At 68.6% G+C, this 20,984-nt stretch carries 19 protein-coding genes and 2 pseudogenes; 14 read left to right on the top strand and 7 right to left on the bottom strand.

Translation table 11 applies throughout. The features are described from left to right. The first annotated feature begins 37 nt into the window (after nt 1-37). The 4 genes from ACGFRB_RS16635 to ACGFRB_RS16620 all read left to right on the top strand — a co-directional run bounded on the left by ACGFRB_RS16635 (nt 38) and on the right by ACGFRB_RS16620 (nt 4,077). Nucleotides 38-1,402, top strand: a complete 1,365-nt coding sequence (locus ACGFRB_RS16635) for an APC family permease (protein WP_393243631.1) — start codon at nt 38-40, stop codon at nt 1,400-1,402. A gap of 197 nt (nt 1,403-1,599) precedes the next feature. Continuing rightward, nucleotides 1,600-2,823: an exodeoxyribonuclease VII large subunit gene (gene xseA, locus ACGFRB_RS16630; protein WP_393243629.1), complete on the top strand. Its 1,224-nt coding sequence runs from the start codon at nt 1,600-1,602 to the stop codon at nt 2,821-2,823. Between the two features lie 247 nt (nt 2,824-3,070). After that, complete coding sequence (locus ACGFRB_RS16625; RefSeq protein ID WP_393243627.1) at nt 3,071-3,334, top strand: exodeoxyribonuclease VII small subunit; 264 nt, start codon at nt 3,071-3,073, stop codon at nt 3,332-3,334. Nucleotides 3,335-3,486: 152 nt separating this feature from the next. Next, nucleotides 3,487-4,077 (top strand): malonic semialdehyde reductase, encoded by a 591-nt coding sequence (locus ACGFRB_RS16620; RefSeq protein WP_361238488.1) that lies wholly within the window; start codon nt 3,487-3,489, stop codon nt 4,075-4,077. A gap of 111 nt (nt 4,078-4,188) precedes the next feature. Here the strand turns inward: ACGFRB_RS16620 and ACGFRB_RS16615 are convergent, their stop codons facing one another. Beyond that, entirely contained in the window at nt 4,189-4,713 is a 525-nt protein-coding gene (locus tag ACGFRB_RS16615; protein ID WP_393243625.1) for a DUF4245 domain-containing protein, read from the bottom strand. Between the two features lie 133 nt (nt 4,714-4,846). Between ACGFRB_RS16615 and glpX the strand changes: the two genes are divergently transcribed. Then, nucleotides 4,847-5,881 (top strand): class II fructose-bisphosphatase, encoded by a 1,035-nt coding sequence (gene glpX, locus ACGFRB_RS16610; protein WP_393243623.1) that lies wholly within the window; start codon nt 4,847-4,849, stop codon nt 5,879-5,881. 195 nt (nt 5,882-6,076) lie between these two features. Here glpX and ACGFRB_RS16605 read toward each other — a convergent pair whose 3' ends face one another. Both ACGFRB_RS16605 and ACGFRB_RS16600 read right to left on the bottom strand, forming a co-directional pair. Beyond that, on the bottom strand, nt 6,077-6,448 hold the full coding sequence (locus ACGFRB_RS16605) for a WhiB family transcriptional regulator (RefSeq protein ID WP_361238479.1): 372 nt from the start codon (nt 6,446-6,448) through the stop codon (nt 6,077-6,079). A 156-nt stretch (nt 6,449-6,604) separates the two neighbouring features. After that, complete coding sequence (locus ACGFRB_RS16600) at nt 6,605-7,336, bottom strand: DUF1707 domain-containing protein (RefSeq protein WP_393243621.1); 732 nt, start codon at nt 7,334-7,336, stop codon at nt 6,605-6,607. A 373-nt stretch (nt 7,337-7,709) separates the two neighbouring features. Between ACGFRB_RS16600 and ACGFRB_RS16595 the strand changes: the two genes are divergently transcribed. Then, a complete protein-coding gene (locus ACGFRB_RS16595) occupies nt 7,710-9,377 on the top strand; it encodes a fumarate hydratase (RefSeq protein ID WP_361238473.1) in 1,668 nt (555 codons plus the stop codon). Nucleotides 9,378-9,453: 76 nt separating this feature from the next. Here the strand turns inward: ACGFRB_RS16595 and ACGFRB_RS16590 are convergent. Continuing rightward, a pseudogene (locus ACGFRB_RS16590) lies at nt 9,454-9,703 on the bottom strand (transposase); the annotation flags it as partial. A gap of 299 nt (nt 9,704-10,002) precedes the next feature. On the opposite strand from ACGFRB_RS16590, the gene ACGFRB_RS16585 reads away from it, so the two are divergent. The 6 genes from ACGFRB_RS16585 (at nt 10,003) to ACGFRB_RS16560 (ending at nt 15,462) form a co-directional block, all read left to right on the top strand. Continuing rightward, nucleotides 10,003-10,476, top strand: a complete 474-nt coding sequence (locus ACGFRB_RS16585) for a hypothetical protein (RefSeq protein WP_363011376.1) — start codon at nt 10,003-10,005, stop codon at nt 10,474-10,476. Nucleotides 10,477-10,692: 216 nt separating this feature from the next. Continuing rightward, complete coding sequence (locus ACGFRB_RS16580; RefSeq protein WP_393243619.1) at nt 10,693-11,526, top strand: hypothetical protein; 834 nt, start codon at nt 10,693-10,695, stop codon at nt 11,524-11,526. Nucleotides 11,527-11,553: 27 nt separating this feature from the next. Further along, complete coding sequence (locus ACGFRB_RS16575; RefSeq protein ID WP_393243617.1) at nt 11,554-12,123, top strand: hypothetical protein; 570 nt, start codon at nt 11,554-11,556, stop codon at nt 12,121-12,123. Between the two features lie 225 nt (nt 12,124-12,348). Beyond that, nucleotides 12,349-13,527: an efflux RND transporter periplasmic adaptor subunit gene (locus ACGFRB_RS16570; protein WP_393243615.1), complete on the top strand. Its 1,179-nt coding sequence runs from the start codon at nt 12,349-12,351 to the stop codon at nt 13,525-13,527. Further along, nucleotides 13,520-14,212 (top strand): ABC transporter ATP-binding protein, encoded by a 693-nt coding sequence (locus tag ACGFRB_RS16565; RefSeq protein ID WP_363011384.1) that lies wholly within the window; start codon nt 13,520-13,522, stop codon nt 14,210-14,212. Before ACGFRB_RS16570 ends, ACGFRB_RS16565 begins: the two co-directional genes overlap by 8 nt. Continuing rightward, the gene (locus ACGFRB_RS16560; protein WP_393243613.1) at nt 14,209-15,462 is read left to right on the top strand and encodes an ABC transporter permease; all 1,254 of its coding nucleotides are present in this window, start codon (nt 14,209-14,211) and stop codon (nt 15,460-15,462) included. The genes ACGFRB_RS16565 and ACGFRB_RS16560 overlap by 4 nt, the downstream gene beginning before the upstream one ends. Nucleotides 15,463-15,543: 81 nt before the next feature. Here ACGFRB_RS16560 and ACGFRB_RS16555 read toward each other — a convergent pair. Both ACGFRB_RS16555 and ACGFRB_RS16550 read right to left on the bottom strand, forming a co-directional pair. Continuing rightward, nucleotides 15,544-15,816: pseudogene (locus tag ACGFRB_RS16555) on the bottom strand (helix-turn-helix domain-containing protein); the annotation flags it as partial. A gap of 484 nt (nt 15,817-16,300) precedes the next feature. Next, entirely contained in the window at nt 16,301-16,804 is a 504-nt protein-coding gene (locus ACGFRB_RS16550) for a hypothetical protein (RefSeq protein ID WP_393243611.1), read from the bottom strand. 1,039 nt (nt 16,805-17,843) lie between these two features. Here ACGFRB_RS16550 and ACGFRB_RS16545 point away from each other — a divergent pair. Together ACGFRB_RS16545 and ACGFRB_RS16540 are read left to right on the top strand one after the other, a co-directional pair. After that, a complete protein-coding gene (locus ACGFRB_RS16545) occupies nt 17,844-18,485 on the top strand; it encodes an HAD family acid phosphatase (RefSeq protein ID WP_363011390.1) in 642 nt (213 codons plus the stop codon). A 62-nt stretch (nt 18,486-18,547) separates the two neighbouring features. After that, nucleotides 18,548-19,198: a lipoprotein gene (locus ACGFRB_RS16540; RefSeq protein WP_393243609.1), complete on the top strand. Its 651-nt coding sequence runs from the start codon at nt 18,548-18,550 to the stop codon at nt 19,196-19,198. A 135-nt stretch (nt 19,199-19,333) separates the two neighbouring features. Here ACGFRB_RS16540 and ACGFRB_RS16535 read toward each other — a convergent pair whose 3' ends face one another. Beyond that, nucleotides 19,334-20,893 carry a ricin-type beta-trefoil lectin domain protein gene (locus ACGFRB_RS16535; RefSeq protein ID WP_393243607.1) on the bottom strand — a complete coding sequence of 520 codons (1,560 nt, stop codon included), beginning with the start codon at nt 20,891-20,893 and terminating at the stop codon, nt 19,334-19,336. Nucleotides 20,894-20,984: the final 91 nt, after the last annotated feature.

The following is a 20,984-nucleotide window of genomic DNA, read 5'->3' as shown; positions in this document are numbered from 1 at the left end:
CAGCCAAATGCCCGGCGGCGTGGCCGAGACTGGCCCCATGGCGGACCCCCTGGCCCCGAACACCCCGAGCACCCCGGCGGCGGAGGACGGGCGGCTGCGGCGCGCGCTCGGTTTCCGCGATCTGGTCGTGTACGGGCTCCTCTTCATCGCCCCGATGGCCCCGGTCGGCGTCTTCGGCACGCTGGACGCGAAGTCCGGCGGCGCGGTGGCGCTGGTCTACCTGGTGGCGACGGTCGCGATGGCGTTCACGGCGTTCAGTTACGCGCAGATGGTGCGAGTCGTCCCGCAGGCCGGATCGGTCTTCGCGTACGCGCGCAGGGCGCTGGGCGAGGGCACCGGTTTCATCGCGGGCTGGATGGCGATGCTCGACTACCTGCTCATCCCGGCCGTCGCCTATCTCTTCGCGGGCATCGCCATGGAGGCGCTGGTGCCGCAAGTGGACCGGTGGATCTGGACGGGGATCGCGGTCGTCGTCACCACGCTGCTCAATCTGTGGGGGGTGCGGGCGGCGGCCCGCGTCGGCTTCGCGGTCCTCGCGATGGAGATCGGGGTGCTGCTGGTCTTCGTCGTCTCCGCGATCGTCGTGCTCACGCGGGACGGGGTACGGCGCGAGTGGTGGTCGCCGCTCGTCGGCGACCACGGGTTCTCGGCGGTCGCGGTGCTCGGCGCGGTGTCGGTGGCGGTGCTGTCGTACCTCGGCTTCGACGCCATCGCGAGCTTCGCCGAGGAGGTGACCGGCGGCTCGGCGAAGGTGGCGCGGGCGGTGCTGTTCTGTCTGGCCCTCGCGGGTGTGCTGTTCGTGGCGCAGACCTGGCTGGTGGCGCTCCTGGAGCCGGAGACGTCGACGAACCTGGCGGCGAACCCGTCGCTCCAGGGTCCGGCCTTCTACGACGCGGTCGACGTGTCGGTGGGCGGCTGGCTGCACGATCTCGTCGCGGTGTCCAAGGCGATCGGCGCGGCCTTCGCGGCGCTCGCCGGGCAGGCGGCGGGCGCGCGGCTGCTGTTCGCGATGGGCCGGGGCCGACGGCTGCCGAGGGCGCTGGCCCGGACGGACGGGGGCGTGCCACGCGTGGCGCTGCTGGTGGCGGCGGTGATCACGCTGGTCGCGGCGGTGTGGGCGGCGCGCCGGGACAACGGGCTCGACGAGTTGGTGTCGGTGGTCAACGTCGGGGCGCTGACGGCCTTCGTCCTGCTGCACGCGAGCGTGGTCGGGTGGTTCGCGGTACGCCGGATGGCGGGGCCGCCGCGCTTGCTGCCGCATGTGGTGGCGCCGGTGGTGGGCGCGGCGATCCTGATCGCGGTGATCGTGGAGGCGTCGCCGTCGGCGCAGGTGGTGGGCGTGGTGTGGCTGGGTGTGGGGCTGGTGATCCTGGCGGTGCAGGGGGCGCGGCGGGAGGTGTGAGGCGGGGCGGGGGCGGTTCCGGGGCGGGGCGGGGGCCGCGGGATCCGCTGGATCGCCCGGGTCCCGGTCCGCCGGGGTGGCCTGCCCGTACGGTCGCCGTACGGTCGCCGTACGGATCACCAGGATCCCGGTGATCCGTCCCGTCCTCTCCCGTACGAGCCCTGCCCACTGTCCGGGGTGGCCGTTACGCTCGGCGCATGGCTCTGAACACGTCCGCCGACACCCCGCTGCCCGTCGGGGAGGTCTCCCGGCTCATCGGGGGCTGGATCGACCGGCTCGGCGCGATCTGGGTCGAGGGGCAGATCACGCAGCTGTCCCGGCGCCCCGGCGCCGGGGTGGTGTTCCTGACGCTGCACGACCCGTCGCACGACATCTCGATCAACGTCACCTGCTACCGCCAGGTCTTCGACGCCGTCGCCGACGTCGTCTCGGAGGGCGCCCGGGTCGTCGTGCACGCGAAGCCGGAGTGGTACGCCCCGCGGGGGCAGCTGTCGCTGCGCGCGGCGGAGATCCGCCCGGTGGGGATCGGCGAGCTGCTGGCCCGGCTCGAACAGCTCAAGCGGGCGCTCGCCGCCGAGGGGCTGTTCGCGCTGGACCGCAAGAAGCCGGTGCCGTTCCTGCCCCGGCTGGTCGGGCTGGTCTGCGGGCGGGCGTCGGCGGCCGAGCGCGATGTCCTGGAGAACGCGCGGCGCCGCTGGCCCGCCGTCCGCTTCGAGGTGCGCAATGTGGCGGTGCAGGGCGTACGCGCCGTGCCGCAGGTCGTGCGGGCGGTCAAGGAGCTGGACGCCCACGGGGACGTGGACGTGATCATCGTGGCGCGGGGCGGCGGCAGCGTCGAGGACTTGCTGCCGTTCTCCGACGAGCAGCTGGTGCGGGCGGTTGCCGACTGCCGTACGCCGGTGGTGTCCGCCATCGGCCACGAGCCGGACACCCCGCTGCTCGACCTGGTCGCGGACCTGCGGGCGTCGACGCCCACGGACGCCGCCAAGAAGGTGGTGCCGGACGTGGGCGAGGAGCTGGAGCGGGTGCGGCTGCTGCGGGACCGGGCGCTGCGGACCGTACGGGGGCTGGTGGAGCGCGAGGAACGGGGTCTCGCGCAGGCGCTGGCCCGGCCGGTGATGGAGCATCCGCAGCGGATGGTGGAGGTCCGCGCGGACGAGATCGACGCGCTGCTCGCCCGCAGCCGGCGGACCCTCGGGCATCTGCTCGACCGGGCCGACTCGGAGCTGGCGCACACCCGGGCGCGGGTGCGGGCCCTGTCACCGGCGGCGACGCTGGAGCGGGGGTACGCGGTGCTCCAGCGGGCGGACGGCGCGGTGGTGCGGGACCCGGCGGAGGTCGCGGAAGGCGAGGAGCTGCGGGCGCGGGTGGCGGCGGGCGAGTTCGCGGTACGCCGGACGGCGGACGGCCCGGACTCCTGACCCCCGGACCGCGGCCCCGGGGCCTTCCGCTCCTCCGGACCCGCCGGACCCTCCGGGCCCTGGCCCGCTCGGCCCGGACCGCGGGCCCTTCGGCTCTGGGCGGCGCGCGGACCTCGCGCGTATCCCGGATCTCGTATCCGGGACCCGGCCGGCTGGATCAGGCCCGACCCGACCTTCATCCTCATCCCCATCCCACTCATCCCCTGTCCCACCAAGCCGAGCACGAACAGAAGTAAGGACCGGATCGATGGCAGCGAACGCGGCAGACGCGACGAACACCGACGAGAACCCCCTCGGCTACGAGCAGGCCCGCGACGAGCTCGTCGAGGTCGTACGGCGCCTGGAGGCCGGCGGCACGACCCTGGAGGAGTCGCTGGCGCTGTGGGAGCGCGGCGAGGAGCTGGCGAAGGTGTGCCGGCGCCGCCTCGAAGGCGCCAGGGCGCGGCTGGACGCGTCGCTGGCGGCCGAGCGCGGGGCGGAGGACGGAGGCCGCGAGAGCGCGGGCGAGTAGGGGGGCACCGGGCCGACCTGCGGGAATGTGAAGGACCACTATCCGCTTGGACTCCGCCCAGGGTAGTTGAAACTTCACCTACCTTGGGCGTACGGTCATTCCATCACCCGGATCCCCCGCCGGGCGACCCGATCGTTTTTGGAGTACGCCGCATGTCTCTCGTCCTCGACGCCGCCGCTCAGGACCTCCTCTTCCGCGAGGCCCGGACCGCCAACACCTTCACCGACGAGCCGGTGACCGACGAGCAGATCCAGGCGATCTACGACCTGGTCAAGTACGGCCCGACCGCCTTCAACCAGACCCCGCTGCGCATCACCCTGGTCCGCTCCCCCGAGGCACGCGAGCGCCTGGTCGGGCACATGGCCGAGGGCAACCAGGCCAAGACCCAGGCCGCCCCGCTGGTCGCGATCCTCTCCGCGGACAACGAGTTCCACGAGGAGCTGCCGGCCCTGCTGCCGCACTTCCCGCAGGCCAAGGACATGTTCTTCGCCGCGCGCCCGGTCCGCGAGCAGTCCGCGCTGCTGAACGCCGCCCTCCAGGCCGCGTACTTCATCGTCGGCGTGCGCGCCGCCGGCCTGGCCGCCGGCCCGATGACCGGTCTCGACTTCGCCGGCCTCCAGAAGGAGTTCCTGGACGACGACCACACCCCGCTGATGGTCGTCAACATCGGCAAGCCGGGCGACGACGCCTGGTTCCCGCGCTCCCCGCGCCTGGACTTCGAGCAGGTCGTCACCACGGTCTGAGCCGGGTGACCCGGGCATGAGGAAGGCCCCCGGTGCGTCGACGCACCGGGGGCCTTCCTCATGTCGTGCCCAGTCATGCCATGTCAGGGGTACAGCGGCGCGGACGGAGCCTCAGGCCTTCTTCGCCTGGAGCCGGCCCGCCATCTCGGCCAGCCGCTCGAACGACGCCGTGCCGGTCACGACCGTCGTCGCGCCGTCCTCGGTGCGCACGAGGGCGTCGTACTTCGGCCCCTCCCAGCGCTGCCACTCCTGGCCGCCCACGGTCTGCGTCTTCCCCGTGCTCTCGGCCTTCAGGGTGACCTCGGGGACGAACTTCTTCGGGTCCTTGGTCGACTGGTTGACCGCCACGTACTGAGTGTCGGGGTCCAGGAAGCCGAGCCGCCAGGAGTTGCCGTCCTCGCGCTTGTACGAGACGACCGTCGCCTTCCAGTCGTCGCCGAGCCCCTCGGGCGCCAGCACCGGATACGGCGCCGCCCGCTGGGCCGTCAGCAGCTCCACCCGGTAGTCCTTCGCCTTCACCGGGGTCGCCGTGTCGTCGTGCGGAATGAAGAGATACATCACACCCGCGGCGATCGCGATCACCCCGAGGGACTGGAACATCCCGCGTACCGTCTGCCTGCCTCGCTTACCTGCCACGGACCCATGGTCGCATCCGGGGGTCGCGCTCATACGTGGGCCCCTCTGCTCATTTTGTCAGCCTGGCGATAGAGTCACAGGCACCCTCTTGTTTTCCGGCCGTCGCCGTCGCCGCACAGAAAGGGACGCTTCGATGTCCGATCACCACCACCTGCCGCCCGAGCTGGAGGTCTCCCCCGAGGCCCCGGACCGCAACCTCGCCCTCGAACTGGTCCGCGTCACCGAGGCGGCGGCCATGGCCGCCGGCCGCTGGGTCGGCCGCGGCGACAAGAACGGCGCGGACGGCGCGGCGGTGAACGCCATGCGGACCCTGATCTCCACCGTCTCGATGAACGGCGTCGTCGTCATCGGGGAGGGCGAGAAGGACGAAGCCCCGATGCTCTTCAACGGGGAGCAGGTCGGCGACGGCACCAGCGCCGAGGTCGACATCGCGGTGGACCCGATCGACGGCACCACGCTCAACGCCAAGGGCATGCCGAACGCGATCGCCGTCCTGGCAGCCGCCGACCGCGGCACGATGTTCGACCCGTCCGCGGTCTTCTACATGGACAAGCTGGTCACCGGCCCCGAGGCCGCGGACTTCGTCGACATCAACGCCCCCGTCTCGGTCAACATCCGCCGGGTCGCCAAGGCCAAGGGCATGACGGCCGAGGACGTCACCGTGGTGGTCCTGGACCGGCCCCGCCACGAGGGCATCGTCAAGGAGATCCGCGAGACCGGCGCCCGGATCAAGTTCATCTCCGACGGCGACGTGGCCGGCTCCATCATGGCCGCCCGCGAGGGCACCGGCGTCGACCTGCTGATGGGCATCGGCGGCACGCCCGAGGGCATCATCTCCGCCTGCGCCATAAAGTGCATGGGCGGTGTGATCCAGGGCAAGCTGTGGCCCAAGGACGACGCCGAGCGCCGGCGTGCCCTCGACGCCGGCCACGACCTGGACCGCGTCCTCACCACCAACGACCTGGTCTCGGGCGAGAACGTGTTCTTCGTCGCCACCGGCATCACCGACGGCGAGCTGCTGCGCGGGGTGCGCTACCGCGGCGAGACGGCGACCACCCAGTCGCTGGTCATGCGCTCGAAGTCCGGCACGATCCGGAAGATCGACTCCACGCACCGGCTGTCGAAGCTGCGCGCGTACAGCAACCTCGACTTCGACCGGGCGAAGTAGCACCGGTCCCGCCGCCTGCCGGCCATTTCACGGACGGCGCGCGGCACGGACGGCGCGCGGCACTCGGTACGCGGTACGGAAAGGGGCGCCCCCTGTGGGCGCCCCTTCGCGTATCCCGTGGGCTGTGGTCCCGGTTCCCGTCTCCGCGTCCCGTGGTCCGGTACGTCCCGGCCGACCAGTCGGCAGATCCGTCCGTCAGCCGGCCTGCGCGACCCGCTCGGCCGCCGCGGCCTTGCGCAGCTCGACCTCCCGGCGCCGGCGCCGGGCGAGGACGACCCGGCGCTCGGCGGCGGTGAGCCCGCCCCACACCCCGTACGGCTCGGGCTGGAGCAGGGCGTGTTCACGGCAGTCGACCATCACGGGGCAGCGGGCGCAGACCCGCTTGGCCGCCTCCTCGCGGGACAGCCGGGCGGCGGTGGGCTCCTTGGAGGGAGCGAAGAAGAGACCGGCCTCGTCCCTGCGGCAGGCCGCCTCCGCGTGCCAGGGGCCCGCCTCGTCCTCCCGGGCGGGGGCGCGCTGGGGCGGCACGGCGGCGACCCGGAGGGGCTGATGCGGCATCTGCAGCACGGTCTACTCCTGACGACGGCATTCCGCGGGCGGGCGAGCGACGATGCAACGAGGCCTACCCGCTGTGCGCGCGCCTATGCACTGCGTGCGCCCCTGTTCCGGAGCACGGACGTCCGATGGCGAAAACCGGTCACCCAAAGAAGCGGATCGCGGGCGTCAGTGGCCGAGATATTTCCTCTTCTTGTCCTGAATCATCGCCTGAAGGTCGGTGACCCACTTGCCGCGCTTGGGCCGCGCCTCCACATTGCCGAAGACCGACCATCCGTTGACGACGACGACCGGGGCCTGCGGGTCGGCGCCCTCCAGCGTGGTCACCTCGAAGTTGCCGAAGACGCCGGTGCCGTTGCCGCGCAGGCTCACGTTCTCCGGGACGCGGACCTCGACGTTGCCGAAGATCGAGGTGGCGTTGATGGTGGTGAGGCGCTGCTCGAAGATCGCCTCGGTCAGGTCGATCTCGATGTTGCCGAAGAGGGCGAAGGCGTTGGTGCGGCCGCTCACCCGCCAGCGGCCCTTGCGAGTGGACGCGGAGAAGACCGCGACCAGGTTCTCCGCCGGGCCACCGGCCTGCTCGGCGTCGTACCCCGGGGTCCGGGCGTACCCCATCGCGGCAGCGGGCTCCGGGCCTCGGGGGTGGGCGGCGGGCAGATCGCGCACGATCGGCTCCAACTCGCCGACGGTCTTTGCGCGGTAGACGGCCTCGACCCGCTCGGAGTGCTCCTCCGCGTCGAGCCGCCCCTCCGCCAGAGCGTCCCGGAGGATGTCCGCGATCCGGTCGCGGTCGGCGTCCGAGGCCCGCAACGACCCCTTCGGGTCCGCGTATTCGGGCCGGGCCGCGGGGGCCGATTCGGCGGGGGCGGCCGGCTGCTGGGGCTGCTTTTCGAGGTCCACGGCCCCAGCCTAGCGAAACGCGATAGATCGCGACCAGAGGCAAAACGTACTGACTGTGGACGTACGGAGGGCCGGGTGGCGGGGCGCGGCCCGCGAGCGGTCCGGGGGATCCGCGCGTGATCCGGGAGTGGTCCGCGCGTGGTCTCCGAAGGCGGCCCGGAGGGCGGCCCGGCTCGCGTACGCGCGCGTGGCCCGACTGCCGCCACGCGCGCGTGGCGGCACATGGCCGGCGCGGCCGGCGTACCCGACCCGCGTGAGGTGGCGCACACCCCATGGGGCCCGCGCCCTCGTCCGCCGTCCGCGCGGCATACGCTGGAGGGCGCGCCGCCAACGGAGGCGGTACTGCTGTCGCCGAGTGAGGAATGGCCACCCCATGCCCGAGTTTGCGTACTCCGATCTGCTTCCGGTCGGCGAGGACACCACGCCCTACCGTCTGGTGACCTCCGAAGGTGTCTCCACCTTCGAGGCCGACGGCCGGACGTTCCTCAAGGTCGAGCCGGAGGCCCTGCGCACGCTCGCCGCCGAGGCCATCCACGACATCCAGCACTACCTGCGCCCGGCCCACCTGGCCCAGCTGCGGCGGATCATCGACGACCCGGAGGCGTCGGCGAACGACAAGTTCGTGGCGCTCGACCTGCTGAAGAACGCCAACATCGCCGCCGCCGGCGTGCTGCCCATGTGCCAGGACACCGGCACCGCGATCGTCATGGGCAAGCGCGGTCAGAACGTGCTCACCCAGGGCGATGACGCGAAGGCCCTCTCGCACGGCATCTACGACGCGTACACCAAGCTCAACCTGCGCTACTCCCAGATGGCCCCGGTGACCATGTGGGAGGAGAAGAACACCGGCTCGAACCTGCCGGCGCAGATCGAGCTGTACGCGACCGACGGCGGCGCGTACAAGTTCCTCTTCATGGCCAAGGGCGGCGGCTCGGCCAACAAGTCCTTCCTCTACCAGGAGACGAAGGCGGTCCTCAACGAGGCCTCCATGATGAAGTTCCTGGAGGAGAAGATCCGTTCGCTCGGTACGGCGGCCTGCCCGCCGTACCACCTGGCGATCGTGGTCGGCGGCACCAGCGCAGAGTTCGCGCTGAAGACCGCCAAGTACGCCTCCGCGCACTACCTGGACGAGCTGCCCACCGAGGGCTCCGCCGAGACCGGCCACGGTTTTCGCGACCAGGAGCTGGAGGAGAAGGTCTTCGAGCTGACGCAGAAGATCGGCATCGGCGCACAGTTCGGCGGCAAGTACTTCTGCCACGACGTGCGCGTGGTGCGCCTGCCCCGGCACGGTGCCTCGCTGCCCGTCGCGATCGCCGTGTCCTGCTCGGCGGACCGTCAGGCCGTCGCGAAGATCACCGCCGAGGGCGTCTTCCTGGAGCAGCTGGAGACCGACCCGGCGCGCTTCCTGCCGGACACCGAGGACACCCACCTGGACGCGGGCGAGGTCGTGAAGATCGACCTCAACCAGCCGATGGACGACATCCTCGCCGAGCTGACCAAGTACCCGGTGAAGACCCGGCTGTCGCTGACCGGTCCGCTGGTCGTGGCGCGCGACATCGCGCACGCCAAGATCAAGGAGCGGCTGGACGCGGGCGAGGAGATGCCGCAGTACCTGAAGGACCACCCGGTCTACTACGCGGGTCCGGCGAAGACCCCCGAGGGCTACGCCTCCGGTTCCTTCGGCCCGACGACGGCCGGCCGGATGGACTCGTACGTGGAGCAGTTCCAGGCGGCGGGCGGCTCGAAGGTCATGCTGGCCAAGGGCAACCGCAGCAAGCAGGTCACGGACGCGTGCGACGCGCACGGCGGCTTCTACCTCGGCTCGATCGGCGGCCCGGCGGCCCGGCTCGCGCAGGACTGCATCAAGAAGGTCGAGGTCGTCGAGTACGAGGAACTCGGCATGGAGGCGGTCTGGAAGATCGAGGTCGAGGACTTCCCGGCGTTCATCGTCGTCGACGACAAGGGCAACGACTTCTTCCAGAACCCGGCCCCGGAGCCGACGTTCACCCACATCCCGGTGCGGGGCCCCGGCCTCGGCTGATCCGGCGGCGCGTAGGGGACGAGAGCCCCCGGGGTGGGCGGTTTCTAGGGGTCGTCGCAACACATGGTTGCGTTGGTCAGGCCGCGAGTAGTTTATGCAGGCGCTCGGCTGGGGATTCCCAGCCGAGCGTTTTGCGTGGGCGGCTGTTGAGTTCGGCGGCGACGGCGTCGCGGTGGTCGCGGGTGTAGGCAGACAGGTCGGTGCCCTGGGGAAGTACTGCGTAGGAGGCCGTTCGTGTTCTCGTTCGAGCCGCGCTGCCAGGGGCTGGCCGGGTCGCAGAAGTGGACTGGGGTGTCGGTGGCGAGGGTGAAGGAGCCATGGGCGGCCCGGGTAGCGGGACGGGTCAGCCTCTTCGCTTCCCTGCGACTTCCGGCCCCTGCGGATCTCGAAGTCCATCGCACCCCTTGAGTTGGGGTGTTGCGACGACCACTGGAACCCAAGCCGCAGGGGCTCTCAACTGCTGCGCAGGCGCGCCATTTGGATCTTGAAAACCGTAGCGGAACTCGTCACCCAATGCTACCGTCGGTGACGGATGGGGCCGTATCCACGGGGGGCGGGTTCGGCGACAATCAGGGTTGCTGTCCTATTTCATACCCCTCGCGAGCGGCCCAACGAGGAGGGGAAAATGAAATTCCTGAAGGCTCTGCTGATGTCGGTTACGGCTGCGATCGGCCTGATCTTCGCGACTGCGGCGCCCAGCGCCGCCGCACTGCCGCCGGATGGCAAGCAGGTCACCTGTGGAACTGCAGGTATGGGCCTGGGGCTCTACTACAACTCTGGCGTCGCCGGCTCGAAGCGATGCATCTTCGGAAACGTGAGCAACTACGCCTACAACGGAACGGCGTGCACCTCGCAGGCCTGCCCGCCCTACGCGTATGAACTCGACGGCAAGAACGGCGAGGGCAAGCTCGTCAAGAACAATACGGCTTCCGTTTACAACTATTCGCCGTTCGTTGTGCGCGTCTACGTCAACAGCGGCTGGGGCGGATCCTGGGACTCCTTCCCCAACTACGGATACCAGGGCTCTTCCGTGTGGTACGGAAATCTGAACACCACCTACAACAACAACGCCTCCCAGTTCATGGTCTACCAGACCTGATCTGACCCTCTTTTCTGGCACTCGGCCGGCTCCACTCCGAGGGGAACCCCGGGTGTGGGGCCGGCCTGTTTACTGATTCCCACGAAAAGAAGAACTGCCATGAATCGCCTTAGAGTCATCTACACTTCCGCGCTCCTTGTCAGCACTCTCGCTGTAACCGGTTGCGGGCCTTCAGGACAGGAAGATCGGGAGGGAGCTCGTTCAGAGCAAGATGCGATGGCAATTCCAGAGGGACTGGCTGTCAGTGACCCCTCGATAGTCAAGAGCTCCGAAACCCCCCCGTTCCCTATCGAGCGATACCTTCCCAAGGTAGGTGAAGACGCGCGCATCGCAGCCGCCTCCACCGAGCTGATCAAGAAATGCATGGCAGGGTTCCAGCTGCAATACCAAGCGCCCTCGGCGAGCCCGGAGACATTGGACTCGGACGAAAATGGGGCGAACAGGCCGCGCCGGTACGGGATATCCAGCATCTCCCTCGCAGAAGCGAATGGATACCACCTCCCCAAGGAATTTTTGGGCGATAAAACGAAGGCCCAACTGGCTCCGCACATGTCCGAGGCAGAGCAGAAGGTGTTCATCGGCGATCAGGATCCCCTTGTCGGCGTCAAGGCCGGCGACAAGGTGAATGGAAAGGTAATCCCGCAGGGAGGCTGCTCGGGCGAAGCGCAGCGCCGGCTGAACATCAAGCCGCGGCAGCGCATGGCCGAGAAGATCAACAATGTCAGCTTCGTGCGATCCCAGGAAAACCCTCAAGTAAAGAAGGTATTCCAGGACTGGTCGTCTTGCATGGCGAATTCCGGTTACTCCTACAAGACTCCCCTCGACCCTCTCGAGAAGATCGTCGGCAGTTCACCCACGCCCGCCGAGATTTCTGCAGCAAAGGCAGACGTGAAGTGCAAGGATTCGGTGAATCTTACCGGCATTTGGTTCGCCGTCGAATCAAAGATTCAAGATGAATTGATCGCCCGCAATGAAGAGACATTGAACAGTGACAGCAAGGAATTTGACGCCTTGGTGCGCAGAGCCTCCAACGAACTGGCCACGTCCTAACATTCGGGGGTAACGACCATGAGTCACATGACGGTCTCGCGTGGGAGAGCCGTATCAGCGGTGCTCGCCCTCGCAGCTCTCTGCACGATGGCCACCTCGGCCTGCGCGAGTGAGGAAACGACGGGCAGCACCCCGCACATTTCGAAGGCCCCTGGTCAGGCAACGACATCCGCCAGTGCCGTCCAACCCGCGGACACCGCTGTGCCGAACGCCGCGCAACTGAAGGCAGAGGAAACGAAGGACGTCATCGACGCCAAGCTCACTCGCCACGTCACGTCCTACGGAGAGGGCACAACATCACCGTGCCGACCGTCCGCGGACACCTTGTTCGGCCAGGAGTGCTTCGCGGCGGTCACTTCGATCGACTCCATCGCCGAGGAAGCACTCGCACGGATCGAGGGCGAACCGGGCTTCATCACCTTGCGGCGCGTATCAACGAGCACTGTCGCGGCCGCGCGAGGCTATGTCGATCTCAAATGCTCCAATGCCCCTGTCCAGACCGCGACCCGCGCCAAGTGCGTGGAGTACGGATCGTCCGTAGCCCAGGCGTCGGCCGACCTGCGAGACGGACTTCGCCTGGCTCTCGCAGGCAAGTAGTGACGGCCAAGACCTCGAACGCGCAGGCGGAAAATGACTAAAAAATGCGAAGTACCCGCACGTGGAGGCGCACCCCTTAGAGGCAGAGCCAGAGGGGTCATCCTCATTGCTGCCACCGCAGTCCTTCTGTCCACCGCGGGAGCCGTTGCCGCCGGGTTCATCCGGTCCCCCGCACAGGCCGCGGCCGACGCGGCCCCGCCGCCTGCCAGCCTTCTGACAGCCCGAGTGGAGAACAGGGTCCTCAAGGACTCGGTGATCCTGCGTGGTTCGGTTCACGCCGAACAAACAGTCCCGGTGGCCGCGGGGGGCGGGCCCGACGGAGCTCCGATCGTCACGCGGCTTCCAGTGAGACCCGGGCAGGCGGTCAAGGCCGGGCAACTGCTCATGGAAGTATCGGGCCGGCCTGTCATCGCGCTTCAGGGTTCACTTCCCATGTATCGCGACCTCAAGCCCGGAGCCCAGGGGAACGACGTCGCTCAACTCCAGGAGTCCCTGCTTCGCTTGGGATACTCGGCGAATGGGGACGCGAAGGGGCTCTTCGGGCCACAGACCAAGGTCGCAGTCTCCAAGCTTTACGAAGCCCTCGGGTACGAAGCCCTGCCCGCCCAACAGGATGGCGGCATCACTCTGGCGAAGGCCAAAGAGGAAGTGACCGCAGCTCGCCGGACGCTTGAGGACCTTCCGAAGGAAGCCCCTTCCGTGCAACGGACTCGAGCCGCAGAAGACCTTCAGAAGGCCCAGGCACAGCTCGACGACATCGAAAGCAAGACGGGCCCGATGGTTCTGGCTGCCGAAATTGTCTACCTAGGGGGTTTCCCGGGACGCGTGGAGAGCGTCAACGCCCGCGTCGGTGCGAAGCCTGCCGAGACAGCCATGACGCTGTCCTCCGGCCGGCTCGTCGTCAATGCGACGCTCCTGCCTCATCAAAAGGGACTGGTCCAACCAGGGCAGCCGGTGCAAATACATTCGGAGGCCACGGGAGCCACGGCGGCCGGTACTGTCGCGACGGTGTCCGCCATTCTGCAGGCAGAAAGTGCCGATACGGACGGGGCCGGCTCCGCCCCTGCCGCGGGTGAGCTGGGCTATCCCCTCATGGTGCGGCCGACCACTCCGCTTCCCGCCTCCTTCGCCGGGCAGGACGTTCGGCTCACTGTCGAGGCTGCCTCCACCAAGAAGAAGGCGCTGGTCGTACCTCTCTCCGCCGTATCGGCAGGGGCGGACGGCAAAACTGCGGTAACGGTTCTGCTGCCCGGAGGCGCGCAGCAGCGCATACCCGTGACCACGGGTTCGTCCGGCGACGGCTTCGTGGAAGTACTCCCGGTCGGCGGGCGGCAGGTCGCGGAAGGCCAGTCGGTGATAGTGGGGATCCGCGGCTCTACCCGAAGTGGCGGCGCAGATGGCTGAAGTGGCGCCTCCTGTCGTCGAACTGCGCGGAGTCGGCCTTGTTTATCCCGGGCCTCCGCCACTCGAAGCCCTTCGCCCCTGCGACCTAGTGGTACGGCATGGCGACTTCGCCACCGTGACCGGCCCTTCGGGGGCAGGGAAGTCCAGTCTCCTCAACCTGATCGGGCTGCTGGACGCTGCGACCAGCGGCTCGTACCTGCTCAACGGGATCGACACCGGAAAGCTCCGCGAAGGCGATCGGACAGCGCTGCGCGGCCGCTATATCGGGTTCGTCTTCCAGTCCTTTCATCTACTGCCATACCGGAGCGCGTTGGAGAACGTAGCTCTGAGCCTTGTCTACCAGAAGAAAGGAAAGGCGGAGCGGAACGCGCTTGCGCACGATGCTCTCGTTCGTGTGGGCCTCTCCCATCGGATCAACGCACTTCCCACCACTCTGTCCGGGGGGGAGAGGCAGCGGGTCGCGATCGCGCGCGCACTGGTTGGCAGCCCCTCACTACTGCTTTGCGACGAGCCCACGGGCAACCTCGATTCGAAGACGGCCTCGTCGATACTTTCCCTTCTCGAGGAACTGAACAGCGCCGGCCTTACCGTCCTGGTGATCACACATGATGCGATGGTGGCCAATCGAGGGAGCCGAACTCTGGAGATCCAGGACGGGCGACTCTCCGAGAGGGAGCGTGTATGACAAGAGAAAGACGTGCGGTGCGACTCTTCATGCGAAGCCGGATTGTCGAGCCCACGAGTGTGTCGCTCCGCGACCTCGTGGCCGAGAGTCTCGGCGGAGTGACGCAGCGCCCCGCGCGTTCCGCTCTGACCACCATCGGCACTGTTCTCGGTGTGGGAGCGTTCGTCGCGGTACTCGGGATCACCGCGACCGCGTCCTCCCAGATTGACAGTCGCTTCAACTCACTGCTGGCCACGGAAGTGACGGTCGAGGATGTATCTCGTGTGAAGACCGGACTCCCGACCCCGGCTTTTCCCTCGAATTCCCCTCAGCGCGCCGAGGCTCTGCACGGCGTGCAGCACGCGGGCGTCTACTGGTCGGTCAAAGTCCCCGACCAGGAATCAGTCCGGTCGGCCCCCGTCCACGGCGGAGACACGGGCAGGATTCCTGTGGTCGCCGCATCTCCCGGGATGTTGAGAGCTATTGCGCCCTCCGTTGCCGAGGGCCGTGTCTTCGACGAATGGCATGACTCCTCCAACCGGAAGGTGGCCGTCGTCGGCTCCTCAGTGGCGGACCGACTCGGTATCGCCACTCTCGAAACACGACCTGCACTCTTCATCGGGGACCAGGCATTCACTGTCATCGGAATCATCGATGACGTGAAGCGTCAGCCCGACATGCTGCTCTCCGTGGTCATTCCCCAGGGAACAGCGCTCAAGATCTGGGGATCACCGAGAGGCAACGCGCGGATGCTCGTGGCCACGGACCTCGGAGCAGCCAGACAAGTGGCAGCGGAGGTTCCCTTCGCTCTGGATCCGGCTCATCCCGACTACTTCGAGGCGGTGCCCCCACCGGACCCCAGGTCGCTGCGGAGTGGTGTGACCAACGACCTCGACGAGCTCTTCCTACTCCTTGCCGGCATCTGCCTCGTCATCGGCGCGGTGGGGATCGCCAATACCACGCTGGTGTCCGTCATGGAACGTGTCGGCGAGATCGGTCTCCGCAGAGCACTCGGCGCCAAGCCGCGGCACATCACCGGCCAGTTCCTCTGCGAGTCCTCCATACTCGGTGTGCTCGGCGGGCTCCTCGGCTCCGCGCTGGGGGTGCTGAGCGTCGTGGGCGTGGCCCTCTACCGGGACTGGACGCCGGTCGTTCACCCCCTCACCGTGATAGCGGCCCCAGGCATCGGCCTTGCGACTGGTCTGCTCGCCGGGCTCTATCCGGCATGGCGAGCGAGTCGCGTGCAGCCTGTCGAAGCGTTGCGGCGCTAGCGTCCTGAGTCGGTGATTCGTCGGCAGTACGAGGCGAGCGATTCGAGGCCAGGTTCAGCCAGGACGAGCTGGTGGGTGTGACCGGTGCGGCTGCAGGCCGAACGCCCGCCACACCCGCGAAACGGTCGACTGCGACAGCCCGGTCTTCTTCGCCATCGGCCGGGTCGACCAGTGGGTCGCGTTCACAGGCTTCGGCTCCAGGGTCCGGGCGATCAGCTCAGCGACCTGCTCGTCCATCACCGTGCGAGGCCGACCCGGACGCGGCTCGTCCGACAGCCCGGCGAGACGGTCCGCCAGGAACCGCTTCCGCCACTCCGAGACGGTGTCGCGGGACACCCCGACCCGCTCCACCACCACACGCGGCTCCAGCCTGCTGTCACCCACAACCCACAGCAGACCAAATCCAAGGGGCCCGTCAGCCAGACCCGCGAATTCAATGCGGAAATCGACTCATAGCGATGAACCAACTCCCCACCAGGACACTAGGCTTCCGGGAATTTCGTTCGGACCCGAGGTGAGGCATTCAAGGATCTCGCCTGCGGTCATCCAGAAATAGAGCCCGGGGTACTTTTCCCGACAGCACCCCGGGCCTGCATGACCTGCCCAAAGCCTGGACGGTCTTGCGGACACTTCGCCGCACCTATCTCTGTGGCAGCTCGTCGAACCAACACTCCACGAGATTCAGCCAGGACCATGTGGTGAACTAGATAAGGAACTTCTTGAACTTCTCGGCGCGGTGGCGACAGAGTGTTCTGATGACCTCGCTGGAGGCGACCTCAAGTACGGCGAACAGGGTCGTCACTCTCCGAGCCCACTCGTTCGGACAAACACGCTCGGATCAGTGGTTGATGTCCACCACGATGCGGTTGGGGGCGGTCAGCTTGAAGACGTTGTAAGAGGAGTGCGGCCCCAGCGCGAGGCCGATGGTCGCAGCGTCCTCGAAGCCGTACACAAGAGCCTGTCCCTTGAGGCTCGAGAACCCGTAGGACTCGTAGGACGCGCTCGTGTAGACGGGCTTCATGTTCACGTCGTGCGTCATCACCGGCGTCATCTGAATCTTCAGGTAGGAGTCACCCTTGATCGGCACCTCTCGTCTCGGGTACTCCTCGCCCTCCCAGACGAGCGGCGTGCTCTGCTCACTCGTCTGCCAGCCGGGGATGGCACCGTCGCCGAGGTCGATGACGATCCGGTCGTAGGTGTCGTGCGTGGCCGCCCGCACGCCGAGAAGGCAGGTCTGGACGCAGGTGGGGGTGGCTCCCACCGCGACAGCGGACGTGGTCCCGAACAGGGTGGCCGCCAGGGCGGCGGAGCCCGCCAGCGTGGCGAGCGCGGTCTTGCGCATGTGTACTCCTCGCGAGATGGGTGTTTCCGAATTCACCGTCGGGTCGTGTGACCGAACGGCAGCTTGGCGTGGCGAGTCGCCCTTGTACTGTCAGGAGTTCTCGGCGATCCCGCCGCCGGCCACTGATCACGTACGTTCCCGCCGTTTTGGAGGTCGGACCGGACCGCCGCAGAGCGCGTGCGCCCCCGCGGAGACCTACGGGGAACAGACCACAGGTCGATGTGCCTTGCCGTAGAGAGCGTCGACTTCCCGCGTCGCGGACCTTGGCCAAGTGGTGGCGCCTTGGGCGTCCCAGCCCGGGATCGCGGTCCTGGCACAGTCCTCCAGGAACGCTCCGGCCTTCTTCTGGCCGGCGTCCACCAGGCAGGAGAAGGAAATGATGTCGCCCTGCTCCGTCGGGGCACCGGCGTTGGAGAGCTGCTGCTCCTCCCCCTGCGGCCGAAACCCGGAGAAGTGCCAGACCTTGCGATCCCCGGGAGCGTCGATCAGTTTCCGCTTCCCGAGAGCCCGACCGAAGCGCCGAACTCTTCACGGCGCATGCGCCACCCTTCCCCCCTGGCGCCCTCGGGGTCGCCCTCGCTCAAGCCGACCGACCAGGAGTTCTCACTCACGAGACCCCCCTCGTTACTCCTGGTGATGTAAATCGCACACTACTTCGATGACCAGGGCGAACGCCATCAAGCAGCCGAAATTAAATGGGAGATTGACTGAAAATCGACTAATCGGCGGTCCACGCGGGCAGCGTGCCCTTCATGCCTGAGCCCCCGAGGAGGGTCGGCACAGGCCAGGTCCGAGAAGTCGCCAACAAGCCTTGGATCACGGACAACAAAACATCACCGCCGCACCGACCACCGCCTCCCCGGCATGGCGTGATCGCGGAGCGAGGCCAGCAGGGCAGGTGAGGTCGCGGAGTCGACTTCGACGGGACCGTCAAAAAGTCGCTACCGAGCGGTAGCCTTCCCGTCGCCTGGTGGCCAGGATGGGACGCGAGCATGACAAGCACCTGTCCCCAGAGCCTGTCGACCTCCAGGAGTCCCCCTTGCCCTCCACCGCCGTCAAGGCCAAGGCAGCCGCCGCCCTCGGTGCCGGCGCCCTCCTGCTCGCCGTCCCCGCCCCGGCCGCCTCCGCCGCCACCGCCTCCGCGCCCGCCACCCACACGACCTCGGCCGCCGCCCTCGCCGATGTCGACTACGGCACCTGGCGCCAGGACGTGGCCGCCGTGACCGCGCAGGCGGGCCCGTATCTCAAGGAGCGCGCCGACCACGCCAAGGCCGGCGAGAAGCAGGCCGTCGTCCTCGACATCGACAACTCCTCCCTGGAGACGGACTTCCACCCGTTCTGGGAGCTGCCGACGCCCGCCATCCCGGAGATCCGCGCGCTGGTGCGGGACGCGCACGCGCGCGGGACCGCGGTCTTCTTCGTCACCGCGCGGCCCGGGATCATCCAGTCCCTGACGGAGTGGAACCTGAAGGAGGTCGGCTACCCGGTCGACGGGCTGTACGTGCGCTCGCTGCCCGACCTGTTCACCGGCGTCGGCGCGTACAAGACGGCCAAGCGCGCGGAGATCGAGGCCAAGGGCTACACGATCGTCGCGAACATCGGCAACAACACCACGGACCTGGAGGGCGGGCACGCCGAGCGCGTCTTCAAGCTGCCGGACTACGGCGGCAAGCTGTCGTAATCCCGGTGATCGACAGGGCGCGGGTCCGGGATGATGGGCATATGCCGGAAAGATCTATACGGGTGGCCGTGACCCCCGCCGCCCTCGCCCTGCTCACCGCGGGACTGCTCACCGCCTGCGGGACGGAGGCGAAGCCGTCCGAGCCCGCCGCCCAGCCGAAGGCCACCGCCACCACCACGGCCGGCACGCCCACGCCCGCCGCTTCATCCGCACCCGCCGCGGTCGAGGCCGGCGGTTCGCTCGGCGGCCCGGGCACGGTCTGCGACCTGCCCGTCTCGTTCACCCTCGCCGCCGACTGGGAGCCGAAGGCCATCAAGAAGGCCGACGATCCGGATCTCGACGAACTCCGCCACCAGGGCCCGGCCACCGCGGTCTGCGAGGTGGACGCCAAGCCCGCCGGGAACATCGGCTTCCTGCGGGTGTGGACCGCCCCGAAGGACATAAGGGTCCGCCCGGCGCTCGAAGGGTTCGTGAAGGCGGAGCACAAGACCTCGGACATCACCTACCGCGACGTCAAGGCCGGTGCGCTGGCCGCCGTGGAGCTCACGTACACGGTGCGCGACTTCGACGGCGAGACGGTTCCGAAGCGGGCGTTCGCGGTCGCCACCCCGCAGGGCCCGGTCATCGTCCACCTGGGCGGCTTCGACGCCCAGGAGCACCGGGAGCTGCTCCCGGCCTACGAGCTCGCGCGCACCAGCCTGAAGCTCCGCTGACCGGTCCGGGCCCCAGCCGACCGGCCCGGGACTCCGCCGACGACCACCGCGCCCCCGCCCTTACCACATCGGTACGGGTGGGGGCGCGGCCCGCGAAAGGCGAACGGCGGCCCGGCGATACGGAAGCGATACGGATCAGACGAAGCGCTGGTTCGCCGAGCCGTTGCAGCTCTGCAGCCTGACCTGCTCCTTGGCCGCGCCCTGGGTGAGGCAGAGGCCGGTCGCGGAGGCCGGGCGGATCGTGGCGCCGTCGCGGACGAACTTCTGGTTGGCGCCGCCGTGGCAGTTCCAGATGACGAGCGGTGTGCCGGCCGTGTACGTCCCGCCGCGCACGTCCAGGCAGCGGTCCTGGCTGAGCCCGGTGTGCAGGGTGGCGCGGGCGGTGTCGTACCACCAGTTCTGGTTGCGGCCGCCGTGGCAGTCCCAGCCGAGGACGGCGGTGTCGTTGGCGGACACCGCGCCGTCGACGTCGAGACAGTTGCCCGTGGCGGCGTTCTTCAGCGGCTGGTAGACGTCGTCCCAGGCGAGCGGGAAGAGCACCGGGCTGCCGGAGGAGTTCACGTCCGCGCAGCCGGCCTCGCGCACGTTCGCGTTGTAGATCTGGGTGAGGCAGGACGCGAAGGCGGCGTGGCCCCGGGCGTTGGGGTGGAAAGACTGGCGGACGGAGTTCTCGTCCGGCAGGCCCGGCTTGGAGAGGTCGATGTAGAGGCCGCGGGCCCAGGTGTTGTCGGTGCAGACCTCGTGGCCGTGGAAGAGGCGCGAGTTGTCGAGGAAGACGGCATTGGTGTCGGCGGCCGCCTTGCGCATGCCGCGCTCGAAGGAGGGGACGGCGACGTCACGGGCCCACTGGGTGTCGGCGTCGTAGCCCATGCCGCCGCAGATCAGCTTGCCGGGGAAGTCCGGGTTGTCACGGAAGTCGGGGCCGATCGGGCTCGGGTAGCCCATGACGACGAGCTTGTAGTCGGCGTCGGCGTACCCGGCGTCGTGCATCACGCCGCGCAGATCGCGCACCGTCTGCTCGACCTTGGGCACGAGCCCGTCGACGCGGGTCTGCCAGCCGGGCGAGTACTTGTCCTTGCAGGCGCCCTGGGAGAGCAGATAGCGCTCGACGCAGTCGGTCATGACGGGCCCGAACTGGAGGTCGTCGTTGGCGCCGGCCACCAGGAGCACCATCTTGATGCGGGTGTTGCGAGCCTTGACGGCCAGGTTGTCGCTCTGGACGAGTTCGTCGGCGTACTGCTTCGAGCCGCCGACGCGGATGTTGCCGGTGTACGCGCCGGAGCAGGCCACGTTGAACGTGAGGTCCGCGGGGATTCCGGTGCGGTGGATGGCGGCGTCGGGCGAGCGGTGGCACCAGTTGTCGGGGCCGTTGGTCGGCGACTCGTACGTACCGACGCCCTCGCCGGAGATCTCGCTGTCGCCGAGCGAGATGAGCCCGGTCCTGCGCTGGGCGAGCGGACGCTCCTCGGGGCTGCCGTAGATCTTCGTCGCCTCGGCCGCCCGGATCGCCTCCAGTTCGGGCGGCAGGGGGACGGACGCCAGGGGTGCGGCGGAGACGGCCGCCGGGCCGGTCCCGGCCGCGGTGCTCGTACCGGCCGCTTGGGCGGGGGCGGCGGCGGTGAACGAGCCGAGCGCGGCGGCGGCCGCCGCGGCCACGGCGATGGGCCAGCGGAGTCTGTACCTGGTGCGCTTCATTGCGCCTCCTGGAAGTGGGGTTACCCACGGTTTTTACTGGCCGGTAAGCGACTTGGGAATAGGTCGAACACGACAAGTGCTCAACTTTTGC

The organism is Streptomyces sp. NPDC048718 (genome assembly GCF_043198875.1).
Lineage (GTDB): Bacteria > Actinomycetota > Actinomycetes > Streptomycetales > Streptomycetaceae > Streptomyces.
The sequence above is the reverse complement of the archived record's forward strand: the minus strand, read 5'-3'. Positions and strand labels throughout refer to the sequence as shown.